The 18,236-nt window shown below is 63.9% G+C and carries 18 protein-coding genes and 2 pseudogenes; 11 read left to right on the forward strand and 9 right to left on the reverse strand.

Annotated features, from left to right (window positions below):
• Positions 1-65: 65 nt before the first annotated feature.
• From ACSSVC_RS30485 to ACSSVC_RS30500, 4 genes are all read left to right on the forward strand, one after another.
• Positions 66-875 (forward strand): AraC family transcriptional regulator, encoded by an 810-nt coding sequence (locus tag ACSSVC_RS30485; protein WP_346633784.1) that lies wholly within the window; start codon positions 66-68, stop codon positions 873-875.
• A gap of 80 nt (positions 876-955) precedes the next feature.
• Complete coding sequence (locus ACSSVC_RS30490; RefSeq protein WP_346633783.1) at positions 956-1,342, forward strand: cupin domain-containing protein; 387 nt, start codon at positions 956-958, stop codon at positions 1,340-1,342.
• 258 nt (positions 1,343-1,600) lie between these two features.
• Positions 1,601-2,215, forward strand: coding sequence for a biliverdin-producing heme oxygenase (locus tag ACSSVC_RS30495; protein WP_346633782.1), 615 nt, complete (start codon positions 1,601-1,603; stop codon positions 2,213-2,215).
• A complete protein-coding gene (locus ACSSVC_RS30500) occupies positions 2,212-4,452 on the forward strand; it encodes an ATP-binding protein (RefSeq protein ID WP_492611824.1) in 2,241 nt (746 codons plus the stop codon). Before ACSSVC_RS30495 ends, ACSSVC_RS30500 begins: the two co-directional genes overlap by 4 nt.
• A 36-nt stretch (positions 4,453-4,488) precedes the next feature.
• Here ACSSVC_RS30500 and ACSSVC_RS30505 read toward each other — a convergent pair whose 3' ends face one another.
• On the reverse strand, positions 4,489-5,388 hold the full coding sequence (locus ACSSVC_RS30505) for a LysR substrate-binding domain-containing protein (RefSeq protein ID WP_053160043.1): 900 nt from the start codon (positions 5,386-5,388) through the stop codon (positions 4,489-4,491).
• A 102-nt stretch (positions 5,389-5,490) separates the two neighbouring features.
• Between ACSSVC_RS30505 and ACSSVC_RS30510 the strand changes: the two genes are divergently transcribed.
• Positions 5,491-6,420, forward strand: coding sequence for a DMT family transporter (locus ACSSVC_RS30510; RefSeq protein ID WP_346633780.1), 930 nt, complete (start codon positions 5,491-5,493; stop codon positions 6,418-6,420).
• Between the two features lie 7 nt (positions 6,421-6,427).
• On the opposite strand, the gene ACSSVC_RS30515 is transcribed toward ACSSVC_RS30510, so the two are convergent.
• The gene (locus ACSSVC_RS30515; RefSeq protein ID WP_492611825.1) at positions 6,428-7,834 is read right to left on the reverse strand and encodes an MFS transporter; all 1,407 of its coding nucleotides are present in this window, start codon (positions 7,832-7,834) and stop codon (positions 6,428-6,430) included.
• A 97-nt stretch (positions 7,835-7,931) separates the two neighbouring features.
• Here ACSSVC_RS30515 and ACSSVC_RS30520 point away from each other — a divergent pair, with 97 nt between their 5' ends.
• A complete protein-coding gene (locus ACSSVC_RS30520; protein WP_492611826.1) occupies positions 7,932-8,816 on the forward strand; it encodes a LysR family transcriptional regulator in 885 nt (294 codons plus the stop codon).
• A 7-nt stretch (positions 8,817-8,823) separates the two neighbouring features.
• On the opposite strand, the gene ACSSVC_RS30525 is transcribed toward ACSSVC_RS30520, so the two are convergent.
• On the reverse strand, positions 8,824-9,330 hold the full coding sequence (locus ACSSVC_RS30525) for a YbaK/prolyl-tRNA synthetase associated domain-containing protein (protein ID WP_346633777.1): 507 nt from the start codon (positions 9,328-9,330) through the stop codon (positions 8,824-8,826).
• A 69-nt stretch (positions 9,331-9,399) separates the two neighbouring features.
• Positions 9,400-10,302 carry a LysR family transcriptional regulator gene (locus tag ACSSVC_RS30530; RefSeq protein ID WP_346633776.1) on the reverse strand — a complete coding sequence of 301 codons (903 nt, stop codon included), beginning with the start codon at positions 10,300-10,302 and terminating at the stop codon, positions 9,400-9,402.
• Between the two features lie 95 nt (positions 10,303-10,397).
• Here ACSSVC_RS30530 and ACSSVC_RS30535 point away from each other — a divergent pair, with 95 nt between their 5' ends.
• Complete coding sequence (locus tag ACSSVC_RS30535; protein ID WP_492611827.1) at positions 10,398-11,480, forward strand: SDR family oxidoreductase; 1,083 nt, start codon at positions 10,398-10,400, stop codon at positions 11,478-11,480.
• Position 11,481: 1 nt separating this feature from the next.
• Here the strand turns inward: ACSSVC_RS30535 and ACSSVC_RS30540 are convergent, their stop codons facing one another.
• On the reverse strand, positions 11,482-12,087 hold the full coding sequence (locus tag ACSSVC_RS30540) for a flavin reductase family protein (RefSeq protein ID WP_346633774.1): 606 nt from the start codon (positions 12,085-12,087) through the stop codon (positions 11,482-11,484).
• Positions 12,088-12,249: 162 nt separating this feature from the next.
• Between ACSSVC_RS30540 and ACSSVC_RS30545 the strand changes: the two genes are divergently transcribed.
• The 3 genes from ACSSVC_RS30545 (at position 12,250) to ACSSVC_RS30555 (ending at position 14,623) form a co-directional block, all read left to right on the forward strand.
• Positions 12,250-13,023, forward strand: coding sequence for an SDR family oxidoreductase (locus ACSSVC_RS30545; protein WP_346633773.1), 774 nt, complete (start codon positions 12,250-12,252; stop codon positions 13,021-13,023).
• A gap of 109 nt (positions 13,024-13,132) precedes the next feature.
• A complete protein-coding gene (locus ACSSVC_RS30550) occupies positions 13,133-14,038 on the forward strand; it encodes a LysR family transcriptional regulator (RefSeq protein ID WP_346633772.1) in 906 nt (301 codons plus the stop codon).
• A gap of 57 nt (positions 14,039-14,095) precedes the next feature.
• A complete protein-coding gene (locus tag ACSSVC_RS30555) occupies positions 14,096-14,623 on the forward strand; it encodes a GNAT family N-acetyltransferase (protein WP_346633771.1) in 528 nt (175 codons plus the stop codon).
• 57 nt (positions 14,624-14,680) lie between these two features.
• On the opposite strand, the gene ACSSVC_RS30560 is transcribed toward ACSSVC_RS30555, so the two are convergent.
• The 4 genes and pseudogenes from ACSSVC_RS30560 to ACSSVC_RS30575 form a co-directional block, all read right to left on the reverse strand.
• Positions 14,681-15,226 carry a methyl-accepting chemotaxis protein gene (locus tag ACSSVC_RS30560; protein WP_259744679.1) on the reverse strand — a complete coding sequence of 182 codons (546 nt, stop codon included), beginning with the start codon at positions 15,224-15,226 and terminating at the stop codon, positions 14,681-14,683.
• A pseudogene (locus tag ACSSVC_RS30565) lies at positions 15,224-15,997 on the reverse strand (PAS domain-containing protein); the annotation flags it as partial. The gene ACSSVC_RS30560 and the pseudogene ACSSVC_RS30565, both read right to left, overlap by 3 nt.
• Before the next feature lie 190 nt (positions 15,998-16,187).
• Positions 16,188-16,619, reverse strand: a complete 432-nt coding sequence (locus tag ACSSVC_RS30570) for a methyl-accepting chemotaxis protein (RefSeq protein WP_404940104.1) — start codon at positions 16,617-16,619, stop codon at positions 16,188-16,190.
• Positions 16,620-16,781: 162 nt separating this feature from the next.
• Positions 16,782-17,558, reverse strand: a pseudogene (locus ACSSVC_RS30575) (PAS domain-containing protein); the annotation flags it as partial.
• A gap of 166 nt (positions 17,559-17,724) precedes the next feature.
• Between ACSSVC_RS30575 and ACSSVC_RS30580 the strand changes: the two are divergent.
• Complete coding sequence (locus ACSSVC_RS30580) at positions 17,725-18,219, forward strand: RidA family protein (RefSeq protein ID WP_492611828.1); 495 nt, start codon at positions 17,725-17,727, stop codon at positions 18,217-18,219.
• Positions 18,220-18,236 lie beyond the last annotated feature (17 nt).

Genomic DNA, 18,236 nt, shown 5'->3' on the forward strand with positions numbered 1-18,236 from the left:
GCAAGACAGCCAGCGCGCCCCTGAGTTAACGTACCGCCCTCGGTTTCATCCATCAGGACCGTTCCATGGCCAAACCCGCAGCTGTCACCGACTGGGTTCACCGCGCGCCGCCCGCCCGGGGCCTGGAGCGCATCGAGGCGTATTTCGCCGGCCATGGCTATGACATGCACCGCCACGACACTTACGCCATCGGCCGCACCCTGCGCGGGGTCCAGAGCTTCCAGTACCGCGGCGGCTGGCGCCATAGCCTGCCCGGCGCCACCATGGTCCTGCACCCCGATGAAGCCCACGACGGCGAGGCCGGCACCCATGACGGCTTTCACTACCGCATGCTGTATGTCGAGCCGGCGCTGATCCAGCAGATCCTCGGCGGCCAGCCCCTGCCCTTCATTACCGGCGGCCTATCCAACGACCCGCGACTGTTCGCCGCTACCGAGGCCCTGCTGCGCGGGGTCGAAAGCCCCATGGACCCGCTGGAACAGGAAGACGCCCTGTTCGACCTGGCCCATGCCCTGAACAGCGTCTCCGGGGTCGCCCAATCGCGGCAGCGCTTCGACTATGTGGCGGCCGAGCGAGCCCGGGAATACATTCACAGCGCCCTGGACCGTACCCTGACCCTGGAGGAACTGGCGGCCCACAGCGGGCGTGACCGCTGGAGCCTGTCCCGGGATTTTCGCCTGCTGTTCGGCACCAGCCCCTACCGTTACCTGAGCATGCGCCGCCTGGACCTGGTCCGCGCGCTGCTGGTGCAGGGCCAGACTCTGGCCAACGCCGCACTGATCGCCGGCTTCACCGACCAGAGCCACATGACCCGGCAGTTTCGCCAGACCTACGGCCTGCCACCGGCACGCTGGCTGAAGATGCTCGGCCGCTGAGCCACACACGATCGTTCAAGAAACCTTCGCCCCTGGCTGTTTACCCTCAGTGCTCATTCATCACTGAGGTGGACCGCAACATGCAAAACCCTGCCCCGCAAAACGCCTACCAGAGCATCAACTTCGCCCAGAAACTCGGCCTGTTCAGCGAACACTGGACCCCCAAGGTGATCGCCGAGATGAACGACTACCAATTCAAGATCTCCAAGCTGCAGGGAGAGTTCGTCTGGCACTGCCACGCCGACACCGATGAAACCTTCATCGTGCTCGAGGGCCTGCTGCACATCGACTTCCGTGACGGCCGGGTGACCATTGGCAGTGGCGAGATGTTCGTGGTGCCCAAGGGCGTCGAGCACAAGCCCTGGGCCGAACAGGAGGTCAAGCTGCTGCTGATCGAACCCAAGGGCGTGCTCAACACCGGCGATCAGGGTGGCGAACGCACCGCCCAGAACGACGTCTGGATCTGACCCTCACCGCAGAATCCGCGAGACGGAAAAAGGAATTTCTGCCTCATTAACGGAGTCAGACACAGCAACACGTCATCGATCAACTACCCTTTGCCGACCAATGGTGCGTCAAAAACTGTACGTCGGTGCAAAAAGCACAGGTAGAGTGACGCTCTCATTTTTCTGTGCGATGGCTCTAGTGCAGGGACTACAGCCTGGTCCCGGCTTTCGATGACGCCCATGGCGCGTCCATTACCTGTTGCGACCCCTGATCCCTGAATGCCCAAACCGCACCAAAACACTGCCGCTCCCACCCTGCTTCAAGACCTGCGCGCCGGCACCGCGACCTTGCACGTAGCCCTGGAAAAACGCCTGCCGTTCTTCTCCGAGCATCTTGATGGCGCCTGGTATCGACGCCTGATCCAGGCCTACTACGGCTTCTATCAGCCCCTGGAGGCGGCCCTGCATGACAGCGGCCTGATCCCTGCGGGCTACGATCCGAGCCAACGCCTGAAGACCCCGGCCCTACGAGGGGATCTGCATGCCCTGGGCTTGAATGCAGCCAGCATCGAGGCCCTGCCCCGCTGTGAGCAACTGCCGCACCTGAGCAGCGCCGGTGCCTGCCTCGGCACCCTCTACGTACTGGAAGGCGCGACCCTGGGCGGACAGATCCTGCGCCGGGAGATGGCCCAACGCCTGGATCTCGACGCCGATAACGGTGGCGCTTTTCTGGACATCTATGGCGCGGCCACCGGCCGGCGCTGGAAGGACTTTCTCGATTATCTGGGGCGCATGCCCGAAGACGCGAAGGCACGCCAACAAGTGGTCAGCGCCGCGCAATCCACATTTGCCTGTTTCGAACGCTGGCTCGACCGCCGCGAGGTGCTGCTATGACCCCACAAGACTCCCAAGCCTTCGAAAAGCTGCTGGCCAACTGCGCCAACGAGCCGATCCGCTCCCCGGGAGCGATCCAGCCCCACGGTGTGTTGCTGACCCTGTCCGAGCCGCAACTGCGTATCCAGCAGATCAGTGCCAACGTCGACATCCTATTGGGTCGGCCGGCCGAACCGCTGCTGGGTCAGCCCCTGGAGCAATTGCTGGGAGAAGCGAATGGCCAACGCATCCGTGAAGTGCTGCAACTGGATCGGCTGTTCGATGCCCCGCCGCTGCACCTGTCACTCAACGGCACGCGCTTCGAAGGCTTGTTGCATCGCCATCAGGGGGTGCTGATGCTGGAGCTGGAAATCCAGCCCGATCACCCGCAACACCAGCACCTCAAGCAGCAGACCGAGAATCTCGGGCGCCTGCTGCGGCGCCTGCAAGCGGCCAAGACCTTGCACGAGCTGTACAGCATCAGCGTCGCCGAGATCCAGGCCATGACCGGCTACGACCGGGTGCTGATCTACCGCTTCGAAGAGGAAGGCCACGGCCAGGTGATCGCCGAAGCCACCCGCCCCGACATGGAGGTGTTCAACGGCCTGTTCTTCCCCGCTTCGGACATTCCGCAACAGGCGCGCGAGCTGTATCGCAGCAACTGGCTGCGGATCATCCCCAATGCCGACTACCAGCCAGTGCCGCTGCTGCCGACCCTGCGCCCGGACACCCAGGAGGCCCTGGACCTGAGTTTCGCCACCCTGCGCAGTGTGTCGCCGATCCACTGCCAGTACATGAAGAACATGGGCGTGCTGTCGTCCATGAGCATTTCCCTGCTCAAGGACGATCAGCTCTGGGGCCTGATCAGCTGTGGCAACCGCCAGCCGCTGCTGGTGCCCCACGAGCTGCGCATTGCCTGCCAGACCATCGGCCAGGTGCTGTCGTTGCAGATCAGTGCCATGCAAGCCCTGGACATCAGTCGCCAGCGAGAAGAAAAAGTCGCCGCCCTGGCCAGCCTCGACCAGGCCATGCGCGACTCCCCCGACAGCGTCTTCGACGGCCTGGCCCAGGCGTCGCAACAGCTGCTGGAACTGACCCAGGCCGGTGGCGTGGCGATCATCGAGGACAAACAGCTGCACTGCTTCGGCAACTGCCCGCCCCAGGACGAAATCCGCGCCCTGTACCGTTGGCTGCAAGGCACCGGGCAAGCGGTGTTCGCCAGTCATCACCTGGCCAACGTCTACCCGCCGGCGGCGAGTTATCAACAGGTCGCCAGCGGCGTCCTGGCCATGAGCCTGCCCAAGCCTGTGGATAACGGCGTGCTGTGGTTCCGCCCCGAAGTGAAGGAAAACATCAACTGGAGCGGCAACCCGGAAAAACCCCTGGACCTGGAAAACTCAGACGCCGGCCTGCGCCTGCGGCCACGCACCTCGTTCGAGATCTGGAAAGTGGAGATGGCCGGCATTTCCAGCAAGTGGAGCCACGGCGATCTCTTCGCCGCCAACGACCTGCGCCGCTCGGCCCTGGAAAACGACCTGGCGCGCCAGGTACTGCGTGAACAACAGGCGGTGCGCGCCCGGGACGAGCTGGTGGCGGTGGTGTCCCACGACCTGCGCAATCCGATGACGGTGATTTCCATGCTCTGCGGCATGATGCAAAAAGCCTTCAGCTCCGACGGCCCACACACGTCACGGCGCATTTCCTCGGCCATCGACACCATGCAACAAGCCGCCAGCCGCATGAACAACCTGCTGGAGGACTTGCTGGATACCTCGAAGATCGAAGCCGGGCGCTACAGCATTGCGCCGCAGCCGCTGGAGGTCAGCCAGATCTTTGAAGAAGCCTATTCGCTGCTGGCGCCCCTGGCTCTGGACAAGGCCATCGACATCAGCTTTCACGCCGAGCCGGACCTGACCATCAATGCCGACCCCGAGCGGTTGTTCCAGGTGCTGTCGAACCTGGTGGGCAACGCCATCAAGTTCACCCCCAAGCAGGGCAAGGTCGGGGTGGTGGCGATGTCCGACGGCGAGCAGATCGTATTCAGCGTCCGCGACACCGGGGAAGGCATTCCCGCCGATCAGCTACCGTTCATCTTCGATCGCTACTGGACCCTGAAGGAAGGCAACCCCAACGGCACCGGCCTGGGGTTGTACATCACCCAGGGCATCATTCATGCCCACGGTGGCAAGATCGAGGCCCACAGTGAAGTGGGCAAGGGCAGCGAGTTCCGCTTCAGCGTGCCCCGGGCCAGCCTCTAGACCGCACTCCGGGGCTCCCTGCCGAGCCCCGCCCCCTCATTCAACAGATTGCGCCACCAGCCAGTCGCGAAACAGCTGGCCGCTGGCGGACAGGCGCTTGTGCCGCACATGCACCAGAAAGTCTGCCTGCCCGGTGCGAAACGCCCACTGGCCGACGCGCTGCAACTCGCCCTGGGCCACCAACTCACTGGCCATGAAATCCCAGCCCAGGCCAACCCCCATGCCCTGCTGCACGGCACTGAACATCAGCGTCAATTGGTTGAACCCCATGGCCCCTGGCGGTGCGCTGTAGTCCAGTCCGAAATGCCGGAACCAGTCGCGCCAGTCGATGCAGTTCCAGGCTGAGGCATCCAGCTGGATCAAGGGCAGCTCGGCCAGTTGTGCCAGCGCGTCAATGGCCGGCAACTCCAGGCGCCGGCTGGCGATGGGATAGACCATCTCGGCGAACAACGGCGTGGCGGTCAGGGACGACCAGTGCCCGGCGCCGTAGAGAATGGCGAAGTCGTGCTCGGCCACGCTGGACTCGTCCATGTCGTTGTTGGCGTGGATGCTCACGGTGATGTCCGGGTGTTGTTTGTTGAACGCCAGCAAGCGCGGAAACAACCAGAACTGTGCCACTGCATGGGTGCATTGCACGGTGATGGTGTTGGCGTCGCGCCCGGCCCGCAGACGGCTGACGCTGCGCAGTAACGCTTCCAACTGGGTACTGACCTCAGCAAACAGCGAGGCACCGCTGACGGTGAGTTTCACCCCCCGGGCCTGGCGCTCGAACAGCTCGGTCTTGAGCGACAGCTCCAGGGCACGAATCTGCTTGCTCACTGCACTCTGGGTCAGGCACAGCTCGGTGGCGGCGCGGGTGAAACTGGCGCTGCGTCCCACCGCCTCGAAGGTCACCAGGGTTTCCAATGGTGGTAAATGGCGGGCAAAGCGGCTCATCAGGCATTCCCCAGAAGAATAGGTGGGTGCCTATATATCCTTTGTCCGGTCGGTCAGCAATGACTAGGCTGCGCGCTTTGATGAATCGCTGCGAGTGTGTGCATGAAACGCGGAGTTGCTTACGCCGCCCTGGCCGGCGCGGTCTGGGGCCTGGCCATTGTGGTGCCCAGCCTGTTGCCGGAGTTCAGTCCGCTGATGCTCAGCTGTGCCCGCTTCACGCTGTATGGCGCATTCTCCCTGCTCCTGGCTGCGCCCCAGGCCCGGGAGCTGCTACAACGCCTGACCTGGGGCGACGCCGCCTTGCTGGTGAAGCTGGCGCTGACCGGCAACCTGATCTATTTCATGCTCCTGGCCACTGCCATCCAGTGGGCCGGAGTGGCCAGCACCGCGCTGATCGTCGGCCTGCTGCCCCTGACCATCACTCTGGCCGGACGCGCCGACGCCGACGCGCTGCCCCTGCGCCGACTGCGCTGGCCGCTGCTGCTGGTGTTCGCCGGCATCTGCTGCATCAACCTCGACACTCTGCTCACGGCACACAGCGATTCCGTGGAACTGGGCCAACGGGCCCTGGGTCTGCTCTGCGCTTTCGGTGCGTTGCTGTGCTGGACCTGGTTCGCCACCGACAACGCCCGTTACCTGAAGAGCAGCCGCTTCAACAGCGGTCAGTGGTCGACCCTGTGGGGTATCACCACCGGTCTGATGAGTGCCGTGGTCTGGCTGCTGGCCCAGGGCTTTTCACTGCCGGGTACCCAGATCGAGGCCAGCGATCAACGCTGGATGCTGTTCTGGGGCCTGAGCCTGTCCAGTGCCGTGTTGGGTTCCTGGTTCGGCAATCGCATGTGGAATGCCTCGACCCGGCGCTTGCCCTTGACCCTCAGTGGCCAGTTGATCGTGTTCGAGACCCTGTTCGCCCTGCTGTACGGCTTTATCTGCCTGCAACACCTGCCGAGCCTGATGCAAAGCTCGGCAGCCCTGCTGTTGCTGGCCGGGGTGCTGTGGGCCGTGCGCCGCCACTTGCCCCAGCCCGATTAAATCCCCCTCAGCCCTGGGCCACGGAACAGGCCGGCAAGGCCGCTGAGGCCCGGGGCAGGCGCAGCGCCAGGAGTGCCCCGAGCAAGGCCAGCAAGGCGCTGGCCGCAGTGGCCATTTCGATGCCATAAGCCTGGTTGCCCGTAGGGCTCAAGGTATTGGCCAGGGACACCAGCAACGCCAGCCCCAGCGCCCCGCCGATCTGCTGGCTGGTGGAGGCCACCCCCGCTGCCACCCCTTGCTCGGACGCAGCAATACCCTGCCCGGCCGAGACCCACATTGAGGTCCAGGTCATGCCCTGGCCGATGCTCATGACCACGATCCCCGGCAACAGGCCGACAAAACCGCTGCTGCCGGGCAAGGCCAGGTACATCATGCCGATGCCCACCGCCCCAAGCAGCAAGCCGCTGACCAGGGTCGCCCGCAAGCCGATACGCAGCAGCGCCCGCTCCGCCACCCAGATCCCGGCCGTGCACAGCAGGGTCGAAGGCAGGAACGCCAACCCGCTCTGCAACACGCTGAACTGGTAGACCTGTTGGAAATACAGGCTGAGAAAGTAGTACTGCACGCCAAAGCTGCTCATGAACAATGCGGTAATCACCATGGCCATGCGCAGTTGTGGATAACCCAGCAAGCGCAGCGGCATCAAGGGGTCCGGGCTGCGCTGTTCAAGTCGGACAAACAGCCAGAGCAACGCCAGGGACAGCATCAGGCAAGCCAGGGTCGGCGGCGCGGTCCAACCCCACTCCGGCCCCTGAACAATGGAAAACACCAGCAGAGTGCCCCCCAGGGTCACAGTCAGGGCACCGCGCAGATCGAACTGGCGACCGCGCTGGCGCGCCGGGTCGGCGGGAATCCAGCGCCGGGCCATCAGCGCGCAGGCACCGGCCAGGGGCACGTTGACCAGGAACACCGCTTCCCAGCCCCAGTACTGGGTCAACACCCCGCCCAGCAACGCCCCCAGGGCCAGCCCCGCCGCCGAGGCCGCGCTCCACACCGCAAAGGCGCGGTTACGTGCCGGGCCTTCGGCGTAGTAGGTGTTGATCAGGGCCAGGGTGGCCGGGAACAGCATCGCCCCGCCGACGCCCTGCACGGCCCGGGCCAGCACCAGCAACAGGGCGCTGCCTCCCAGGCCGCCGGCCAGTGACGCCAGGGCGTACAGGGACTGGCCAATGATGTAGAAACGCCGCTTGCCCAGCAGGTCCGCCGCACGCCCGCCCAGCAGCAGGAAACCGCCAAAGGCCACGCTGTAGGCACTGACCACCCATTGCAGTTGCTGGGCGGAGAACCCCAGACGCTGGCCAATGTCCGGCAGGGCAACAAAGACGATGGTGGCGTCCAGGGCGATGATCAACTGCGCGGTGGCCAGCAGTAACAGCATCCAGCCCGACGGCTTGGTTAACGGGGTCGCGGACATCGCGAAAATCCTTGTATGAAATTAAACGGCGGCCAGTGTCATCGATGCCGTTTAAATGATAAACAAGCCATTCTCTCTTTCAGTAATGACTTTAATCATGGATCTGAACGCCCTTCGCCTGTTGGTCCGCGTGGCCGAGACCCGCAGTTTCACCCGGGCCGCCGGCGACCTGGGGTTGACTCAATCCGGCCTGTCCCGGGCCATCTCCCGCCTGGAACAGCGACTGGGCGTGCGCCTGCTGCAGCGCAATACCCGCAGTGTCAGCCTGACCCCGGACGGCCAGGTCCTGGTGGACCGGGCAGGACCGCTGCTGGCGGAACTGGCCCATACCGAGCATCTGCTGCTGGACCGCCGGGACTCTCCCACCGGAGCGCTGAAGATCAGCACGCCCTCACTGTTCGGGCGCAAGGTAGTGATGCCGGTGATTGGCGAGCTGACCGCCCGCTATCCCGAGTTGAGCATCGAGGCGGTAATGACCGATCGGGTGGTGGACATCATCGACGAAGGCTTCGACGCGGTGCTGCGTACCGGGGTGATCAACGACCAGCGCCTGATCGCCCGGCCCCTGGCGCCCCTGCGCTGGGTAACCGTGGCGGCGCCGGCTTATCTGCAGCGCCATGGCACGCCCCGGCAACTGGCGGACTTGCAGCAGCACAACTGCCTGACCGTGCGTAACCTGCGCAGCGGCCGCCTGGTGGAATGGCAGTTCATGGACCAAGGCAAGCCCCTGGACCTGGCGGTCCAGGGACGGCTGATCTTCGACATCGGCGACGCCCTGGTGGACGCGGTGCTGGGCGGCTTCGGCATCGCCCAGTTGATGGAGTTCGCCGTGCGCGATGCCCTCGACGCAGGCCTTGTGGTGCCGGTTCTTCAGGCCCATGACGGACGCTGCCGGGAACTGTCCCTGGTCTACCCGCCCTCACGCCAATGCTCGCCGAAGCTCAACGCCTTTGCCGACGCCCTGGGGCAGGTGAGCTGGTAGCCAAGGCTCAGTCGGGGGCGGTGCTCTGGGCTTGCAGATCCTGGGTCACGTCCAGCAGACGAGGCTGGGCGATCCTCAGGTAGTCCTGGGTATCGAGCACCATGGACGCATCCAGGCGCCCGGCATTGAAAGCAACTTGCGCGTAGCGTTCGATCAGGTGCGGATCGACGATCAGCAGGATGCGCGGATCGAAACTCAGCGGTGGAATGGCACCGATCACACAACCGGTCAGTTCTCTGGCCAACTCCGCCGATACCAGTTGCGCCTTCTTGCCCCCCAGGGCCGCACCGACCTTTTTCATGTCGAGCTTCTGGTCCCCGGAGAGAATCACCAGCCCATACACATCACTCGCTCCCTTGAGACTGCAAAGCATGGCCTTGGCCCCCTGCCCCGGTTCGGTACCGCGAATCTCGGCAACCCGCGCCGACTGCCCTTCGGCCGGGTGCAGGATCACCCGATAGCGCGCCTGGTGGCTGTCCAGCAGGCTCACCAGACGCTGGAAAACTTCATGCATGTTCTGTCCTTGGAAAAGTCGCCAGGGGGTTGATTCAAGCATCCGCCGCCGCACCTGACCAGAGGCAGGCTACAAGCGCACCCGCTGCGCCAGGAAGTCGACGAACACCCGTACCCGCGACGGCACGTGGCCGCCCTGGCCGACATAGAGCGCATAAAAACTTTCCAGCGGCGCCTGGTTGAAGGCTTCCAGCACCGGCACCAGCCGGCCGCTGGCCAGGTCATCGGCGATGGTGAAGGCCGCCAGTTGCGCCAGCCCCGCGCCGTGCAACGCCAGATGGCGCAAAGCTTCGCCGTCGCTGGCCTGGACCCGGCCATTGGGCTGCAGCAGCTGGCTCTCGCCCGCCACGCCCAGGCGCCAGCCCGGCACTGCCCGGGCGTAGTCGAAGCCGAGCAAGTGGTGCGCGGCCAGATCCTCCAGGGTCTGCGGTACGCCGCAACGGGCCAGGTAGGCCGGGGAGCCGACGACAACGCCGCGGGTTTCCCCGAGCTTGCGGGCAATCAATTGCGAATCCGCCAGCGGCCCGGTACGGATCGCCACATCGGTCTGCTCCCCCAGCAGGTCCACCAGGGCATCGCTGTGCACCAGGTCCAGGGAAACTTCCGGGTACAGTTGAAGAAACTCCGCCACCAGGGGCGCCAGCACATGCAGGCCAAAGGACGCGCTGGTGTTGACCCGCACCCGGCCCACCGGGGCCCGGGCGCTGCTGGCCTCGCCTTCCACTTCACGCAGGTCCGCCAGCAGGCGCACGCTGTTTTCATAGAAGCCGCGCCCCTCCGGGGTCAGTTGCAACTGGCGCGTGGAGCGGTTGAGCAAGCGCACCCCCAGGCGTGCTTCAAGCCGCGCCAGCAACTTGCTCACCGAGGAAGGCGTCACCTGCTTCAATCGTGCCGCGGCCGACAAGCCGCCACACTCCACCACCGCGATAAAGGTTTCCATCTCGGCAAACCGGTTGATCTCGCTGCCCGCCATATGAATTCAACTCACAGATGCTGTGCCGGCCGGCAGTCTATTTCACTCAAGGGCCCGACTCTATGCTGGCGATCCCTTTATTCGAGGTATCCCCGATGAGCGTTTCAACTTCCCCGGACCGTCACTTGCTGGTGATCGGCGGCTATGGCGTGGTCGGCACCGCAGTGGTCGAGCTGATGCACCGTACCCCGGGCTGGCAACTGACCACCGCCGCCCGCCGCAGCCCACCAGCCAGCCTGCTGGACGGCAGCCCGGCACCGGCCCATCTCAGCGCCGACCTACTGGACGCCGCCGGCACCGCCCGCGCCTTTGCCGAACTGGGCAGCGTCACCGACCTGGTGTTCTGCGCCTACAGCGAGCGGGAAACCATGGCCGCCACAGTGGCACCGAACCTGGCGATGCTCGACCACAGCCTCCAGGCCCTGCGTCAGGCCGGGGCGAAACTGCGTCAGGTGGTGCTGATCGGCGGCGGCAAATCCTACGGTGAACACCTGGGGCCCTATAAGACGCCGGCCAGGGAGAGCGATCCGCGCTTCATGGGGCCGATCTTCTACAACGATCAGGAAGACCTGCTGTGGCGCGAAGCCGAACGCCAGGGTTTTGCCTGGACGGTGTTGCGCCCGGACGGAATCATGGGCCCCAGCCTCAACTCACCGATGAATATCCTCACCGGCATCGCCAGCTTCGCTGCCATCAGCCAGGCACTGCAGCTGCCGCTGCGCTTCCCCGGCAGCCTGCAGGCCTGGTCGGCGCTGCACCAGGCCACCGACTCCCGGGTGCTGGCCCAGGCCGTGCTCTGGGCCCTGACCTCACCGCAGGCACAGCAGCAGGTGTTCAACGTGACCAATGGCGATCACTTCCGCTGGCAGCACCTGTGGCCAGAAATTGCCGCTTTCTTCGGCCAGGACTGCGCAACACCGCAACCGATGCACCTGGGGGTGCAGATGGCCGACAAGGCACCGCTGTGGGCACGCATTGTCCAGGAGCAGCAGCTGCGCCCCACGCCCTGGGAACAGATTGCCGCCTGGCCCTTCGTCGATGGCTGGCTCAACGCCGGCTACGACATGGTGCAAAGCACCATCAAGATCCGCCAGGCCGGCTTTACCGGCTGCATCGACAGCCATCAGAGCGTGCTCGAACAGTTGCAGCGGCTGCGTGACTATCGGCTGATTCCCTGACTCAGGACTCGCCGGCCAAGGGCAACTGGTGACCGTCAACGGCGCCACCGATGGTCAGGAAGTGCCCGCCCGCCACATGGTGCAAAGTGCGCAGCGGGTCCTGACCGTCGAAGTGCCAACGCCCTTCGCTGAACACCCGGGCATCGGCCTGGGCGGCAATCACTTCGCCAAGGAACAGGTCGTACTGCTGGTGGTTGTGGGGCTCGGGCAACAGCCGGCATTCCAGCCAGGCTACGCAGCCTTGCAGCAGCGGAGCCTCAAGGGCCTGGCCGGCAAAGGTCGACAAACCATAGGCGGTAAACTTGTCGCGGCCGGCGTGGTTCAGCTCCAGTCCGGAGCTGTTGCCCAGGCTCTGCACAATGTCCACTTGAGCGGCACAAGGCACGTTGAGAACGAAGGTGCCCGAAGCCTCCAGCAGTTGCCGGGTCCAGGTGGACTTGTCGAGTACCACCGCCACCTTCGGCGGCTCGAAATCCAGGGGCATGGCCCAGGCAGCGGCCATGATGTTGCGCTGGCCGCCCTGGGCGGCGCTGACCAGCACGGTCGGCCCGTGATTGAGCAGGCGGTAAGCCTTTTCCAAAGGGACCGGACGACGAAATGCGGGCATGGCAGGCTCCTGAAAAAATCCGATTGTAGCCCTATCCAGCCCCCGGGCAGACCACAGCATTAGATGGATTTTCTGGATAATCCGTCCAGCCGTCGACGGCTTATCCGTACCCCTCCAGAGACTAGACTCAGCCTTCACCTCAACCGTCGAAGGAGCCGCACCATGGCTGATCATTCCTTGAACAACAAAGTCGTGCTGATTGCCGGAGGGGTGAAAAACCTCGGCGGCCTGATTGCCCGTGACCTTGCCAGCCACGGGGCCAAAGCGCTGGCCGTGCACTACAACAGCCACGCCAGCCAGGCCGATGCCGAACGCACCCTGGCGGCGCTCAAGGCCCTGGGGGTCGAGGCCCACGCCTGGCAGGCCGACCTCACCAGCGCCGCTGCCGTGGAGCGTCTGTTCAGTGAGGTCAAGGCGCGCTTCGGCAAGATCGACATCGCCATCAACACCGTGGGCAAGGTGCTGAAAAAACCCATAGTCGACATCAGCGAAGACGAGTACGACCAGATGTTTGCGGTCAATGCCAAGAGCGCTTTCTTCTTTATCAAGGAAGCCGGCAAACACCTGGAGGACAATGGCAAGCTGGTGACCCTGGTGACTTCGCTGCTGGGGGCCTTCACCCCGTTCTATGCCGCCTACGGCGGTTCCAAGGCACCGGTGGAACACTTCACCCGGGCCGCGGCCAAGGAGTTCGGTGCCCGGGGCATCTCGGTCACCGCTGTAGGACCAGGTCCCATGGACACGCCGTTCTTCTACCCTGCCGAAGGGGACGACGCCGTGGCCTACCACAAGAGCGCCGCGGCGCTGTCGCCTTCGAGCAAGACCGGACTCACCGATATCGAGGACGTGGTGCCCTTCATTCGCCATCTGGTGACCGAGGGTTGGTGGATCACCGGCCAGACCTTACTGATCAACGGCGGCTACACCACCAAGTAATCCTGGCGTTCAAGGGGTAAATTGGCCTGCCGAGCCGCTGCATCGATCGCCTCGGACGATGCAGTAATTCACTGCCGCTCGGCGTCCCCGAACCAGGATCGTTCATACGATGGATAAGCTTGAACAATACCGCGTGTTCATCCAGGTGGCCGACATGGGCAGCTTCATCAAGGCTGCCCATGCTCTGGAGCTGCCACGGGCCACCGTCTCCTCCGCCGTGCAGCAACTGGAAACCGGCCTCGGTACTCGCCTGCTGCACCGCACGACCCGGCATGTGCAATTGACCGCCGACGGCGCCATCCTCCTGGAGCGGGCTCGGCGCCTGCTGGCGGATGCATCCGAACTCAGCCAACTGTTCCACCATCGCCAGGTGGACGTCAGCGGGCGCTTGAACATCGACGTGCCCAGCCGTATCGCCCGGCGCCTGATCGTGCCTGCCCTGCCCCAATGGCTGGCGCAATACCCGGGCCTGCAACTGTCCCTGGGGGCCAGCGATCGCAGCATCGACCTGGTCCAGGAAGGCATCGACTGCGCGATCCGCGTCGGCAGCCTGGCGGACAGCAGCCTGATCGCCCGCCCCCTCGGGCGCCTGGCACTGATCAACTGCGCCAGCCCCGCCTACCTCGCCGAACAAGGCGAACCCCACACGCCCCAGGATTTGCAGAACGGCCAGTGGATGGTCGGTTACGCCTCCCCGGACACTGGCCGCGAACAGCCCTGGGAATACCTGCTGGAAGGTCGCGAGCACCTGCTGGGCCTGCCCAGTCGGGTGATCGTCAACAACGTCGAGAACTACATTGCCTGCTGTCGCCAGGGCCTGGGGCTGATCCAGGTGCCGCGCTTCGATGTGCAGCACCTGCTGGAGCGTGGCGAATTGGTGCAGGTGCTTCATGAACTGCCGGTGGCGCCCATGGAAATCAGCGCACTGTACCCCGACCGCCGCCATCGCTCGCGCCGTCTCAATGTGTTTATCGAATGGTTCGCCGAGCTGATCAAACCGCACCTGGAGGCTTGAAGCCGACCTGCAGAACGTGAGATGAAGGCGCCTTCAACGGATTGAGGCCACCGGACCATGACGCACCTGTACATCACCGCCCCACAGCCTGACGACGTGCATGAACTACTGACTTTTGAAGAAGAAAACCGCGCTTTTTTCGAAGCCTCGATCAACGCCCGACCCGCTGCGTACTACTGTGCCGAAGGCGTCGCCGAGGCCATCGCCCAGGCTCGACAGGACGCCGAAGCGGATCGCGGCTATCAATTCCTGATCCGTGAAAACTCACAGCTGGTGGGACGCATCAACCTGCACCGGGTGCAGCGCCCCTATTTCAATTGCGCCGAACTGGGCTATCGAGTGGGCGCCCGTTTCAACGGTCGCGGCATCGCCCGGGCAGCGGTGGAGCAAGTCCTGCAACGAGCCTTCGGGGAGTTGCAACTGAGCCGTATCGAAGCCAACGCCCGACCGGAGAACCTCGGCTCGGTGCGCGTACTGGAGGCGTCCGGGTTCTCCTGCTACGGCCATTCACGCCGCAGCTTCCTGCTGCACGGGCAGTGGTTCGACCGTTTGCATTACGAATGCCATGGGCCGTTGCAGCACTGAGACCCTCCGCGTCCGCTGGGCCAGGCGGACGCGAAACTTGAACCCTCAGCGTGGCACTCAGTTGGACAGCTGACTGGCAAACTGCCCCACCGCGCCCACCACTTTCTGCGCACCGTCCTGGATCTCGACAATCACCGTGCCGGCCTCCGCCGCCAGGGTCAGGCCCTGCTCGGCCTGCTGCCGACCTTCGGCCATCAGTTCCACGGCCGAGCGGGCCATGTCCTGGTTGTGCCGGACCACACCGACGATTTCGTCGGTGGCCTTGCTGGTACGCGAGGCCAGTTGTCGGACCTCATCGGCGACCACGGCGAAACCGCGCCCCTGTTCACCGGCCCGAGCGGCCTCGATGGCCGCGTTGAGGGCCAGCAGGTTGGTCTGTTCGGCAATCCCGCTGATGGTCTTGACGATGCTGCCAATCACCAGGGACTGCTCGTTCAAGGCTTCGATACCGTCACCGGCCTCTTGCATGCACTTGGCCAGGTCACGCATCACGTCCAGGGTTTCGGTGACCACTGCCGAGCCGCGCTGGGCACTGGTGTCGGTTTGCCGGGAGATGCTGTAGGCGATGTCGGCGGCCTCGGCCACCGAGCGTTCCTGATTCACCTGATCAGTGATCAGGGTGGCGAACTTCACCACCTTGTAGAGTTGGCCGCTGGCATCCAGCACCGGGTTGTAGGAGGCGTCTAGCCACACGACCCGGCCCTGGCTGTCGATACGCTTGAAGCGGTCGGCGACATACTCGCCAGCGTTCAAGCGCGCCCAGAACTCCTGGTACGACGACCCTTCATATTCCTGGGGTTCGCAAAACAGACGGTGGTTCTGCCCCTGGACTTCATCGAGGCGGTAACCCATGCACGCCAGAAAGCGCGGGTTGGCGGTCAGCACCCGGCCTTGCAGATCGAACTCGATCACCGCCGTGGAACGCAGCAACGCCGCCATCAGGTTTTCATGCTCGCAGGCGCTTTCCACCGACGCCGTCTGGTCGGTGCAGATCAGGGTGTAATGGTCGAGCCGCCCGGCACTGTCGCGAATCGGCTGAACACAGGTGTGCAGCCAGGCATCGCGGCCGTTGCCACGCTGCAGGCGCAGTTGACCGATAAAGCTTTCATTGCGCCCCAGGGCCGACTTGAAGGCACGGTACAGCTCAGTCGCTTGTGGGTGGCGCGACACGATGCGCTCCAGGGAGTGTCCACAGAGCTGTTGGCCGTCGAGGTCCAGCACTTGAGTGAAGTTCTGGTTGATCCGGCGGATCATCCCCTCGCCATCGAGCTCGATGCTGAGCACCTGGGTTTCCAGACAGGCCTTGAACTGCTGCAGAGCATTGAGCTCGTCGCTCAAGGTGGCAAGCTGTTGCTTCAAACGTTTGTTGAACATGGATACACCGACAGACTGAGAGTGGATACAGCGATCCTCTTGCCATCGGCGCCCCGTAACCTTTCTCCAAGCCGTGTTCGGCGTTTCAGAATATTCTTAAGGCCTCTTCGGAAAAATCCTAAAGGCTGTCGGGGCCGGCGAGCGCCGCCCCGGGAGGATGAGCTGTGCCCCGTCACCGGGGCCCCACGACTCAGGTCGACAGTTGATTGGCGAACTGCCCGACCGCGCTCACCACTTTCTGTGCGCCGTCCTGGATCTCGACGATCACCGTGCCGGCTTCCGCGGCCAGGGCCAGGCCCTGCTCCGCCTGCAGCTTGCCTTCGGCCATCAACTCCACGGCTTCACGCGCCATGTCCTGGTTCTGCCGGACCACGCCGACGATTTCCTCGGTGGCCTTGCTGGTACGCGAGGCCAATTGCCGGACCTCATCGGCGACCACGGCAAAACCCCGTCCCTGCTCACCGGCACGGGCCGCCTCGATCGCCGCGTTGAGGGCCAGCAGGTTGGTCTGCTCGGCAATCCCGCTGATGGTCTTGACGATGCTGCCAATCACCAGGGACTGCTCGTTCAGGGCGCCGATGCCTTCGCCGGCGTCCTGCATGTGCTTGGCCAGATCACGCATGACGTTCACCGCCTCGGTGACCACCGTGGTGCCACGCTGGGCGCTGTTGTCGGTCTGCAAAGAGGTGCTGTAGGCAATGTTCGCCGCCTCGGCCACCGCCAGCTCCTGGTTCACCTGATCGGTGATCACCGTGGCGAACTTCACCACTTTGTAGAGCTTGTTGTTGGCATCCAGCACCGGGTTGTAGGAGGCCTCCAGCCAGACCACGCGACCATGGGCATCGATCCGCTTGAAGCGTTCAGCGATGAACTCCCCGGCATTCAGACGTCTCCAGAACGCCTGGTAGGCCGCGCTGTTGTACTCCTCCGGCTCACAGAACATGCGGTGATGCTTGCCCTTGATCTGCGCCAGGCTGTAACCCATGCCGACCAGGAAACGGTCATTGGCGGTCAGCACATGGCCATTGAGGTCGAACTCGATCAGCGCGGTGGAACGCATCAGCGCGCCGATCAGGTTCTCGTGCTCGCGGGAGGCTTCGATGGTGCGGGTCAGGTCGCTGGAAAAGATCGCGAAGTACTTGATCCGTCCCTCGGAGTCACGAATCGGCTGGGAAATGGAGCGCAGCCAGGCTTCCTCACCGTTGCCCCGCAGCAAGCGCACCGCCCCGGCAAAATGCTCGCCCCGTGCCAGGGTCGCCTTGAAGCGTTGATGGAACTCGTCGTGCTTGACGTGATCCGGAACGATGTCCTCCAGGGCACGGCCCACCAGATCACCCCCCTTGTAGAGCATTTCCTGGGCGAAGTTGTGGTTGACCGATTGAATCCGTCCATCGGCGCTCAAATTGATCACGAGCATCTCGCTTTCAAGACTTTCCTTCACTTGCTGAAGGCTCGAGAGTTCTTCACGAAGCGCCGACAGCTCTTGCTTCAAGCGTTTATTGAACATGAGGATGCACCGGGGGCGGGGGACTGAAAAAATAGGCTGCTTTGGGCCTAACATCGGCCCTGAAAGAATTTTCTTAATAGCAACTGCGACTTGTCCGACAAAAAAACTTCAACGGCAGGCAAAGCCCGTCGGTACGGGGCTTTCACCGAAGATTCATCGCCGCGTTGGAGCGCGTATAGTCGGCTTCGGGAAATTCCACGGCGATCGACGGAGTTGGACTATGGATGCAACACGCAAGACACTTTTCCAGCAGGCGGCAGCCCGGATCGGGCACAGTTTCGAAGGCGAGATGCGCATTGGCGGCAACTATGTGCCGGCGGTGCGCAATGGTGATGAGGTCTATGTCAGCGGGCAGATCCCGCGCATCGAAAACACCGTGATGGTGGTCGGCCGGGTTGGCGCCGATACCTCCCTGGAACAGGCCCGGCACGGGGCACAGATCTGTACCCTGCGAGCTCTGGCGATCCTGGAACAGATGCTGGGCGACCTGCAGCGGATCAAGCGCATTCTGCGAATCAACGTCTATGTGCAGAGCGCTGCGGATTTCACCCAGCAGAGCGAAGTGGCAGATGGCGCCTCAGAGATCCTGTATTCGGTCTTTGCCGAGGCCGGCGTGCACACACGCACTTCGCTGGGGGTCTATCAATTGCCGAAAAACGCCTCGGTGGAAGTCGACATGATCGTTGCCCTGCACCCCGAGCCGGGCGACGCCTGAGGGCACGGCATCAAGGG

The sequence above is a fragment of the Pseudomonas sp. E1BtOHC1 genome (genome assembly GCF_058744285.1).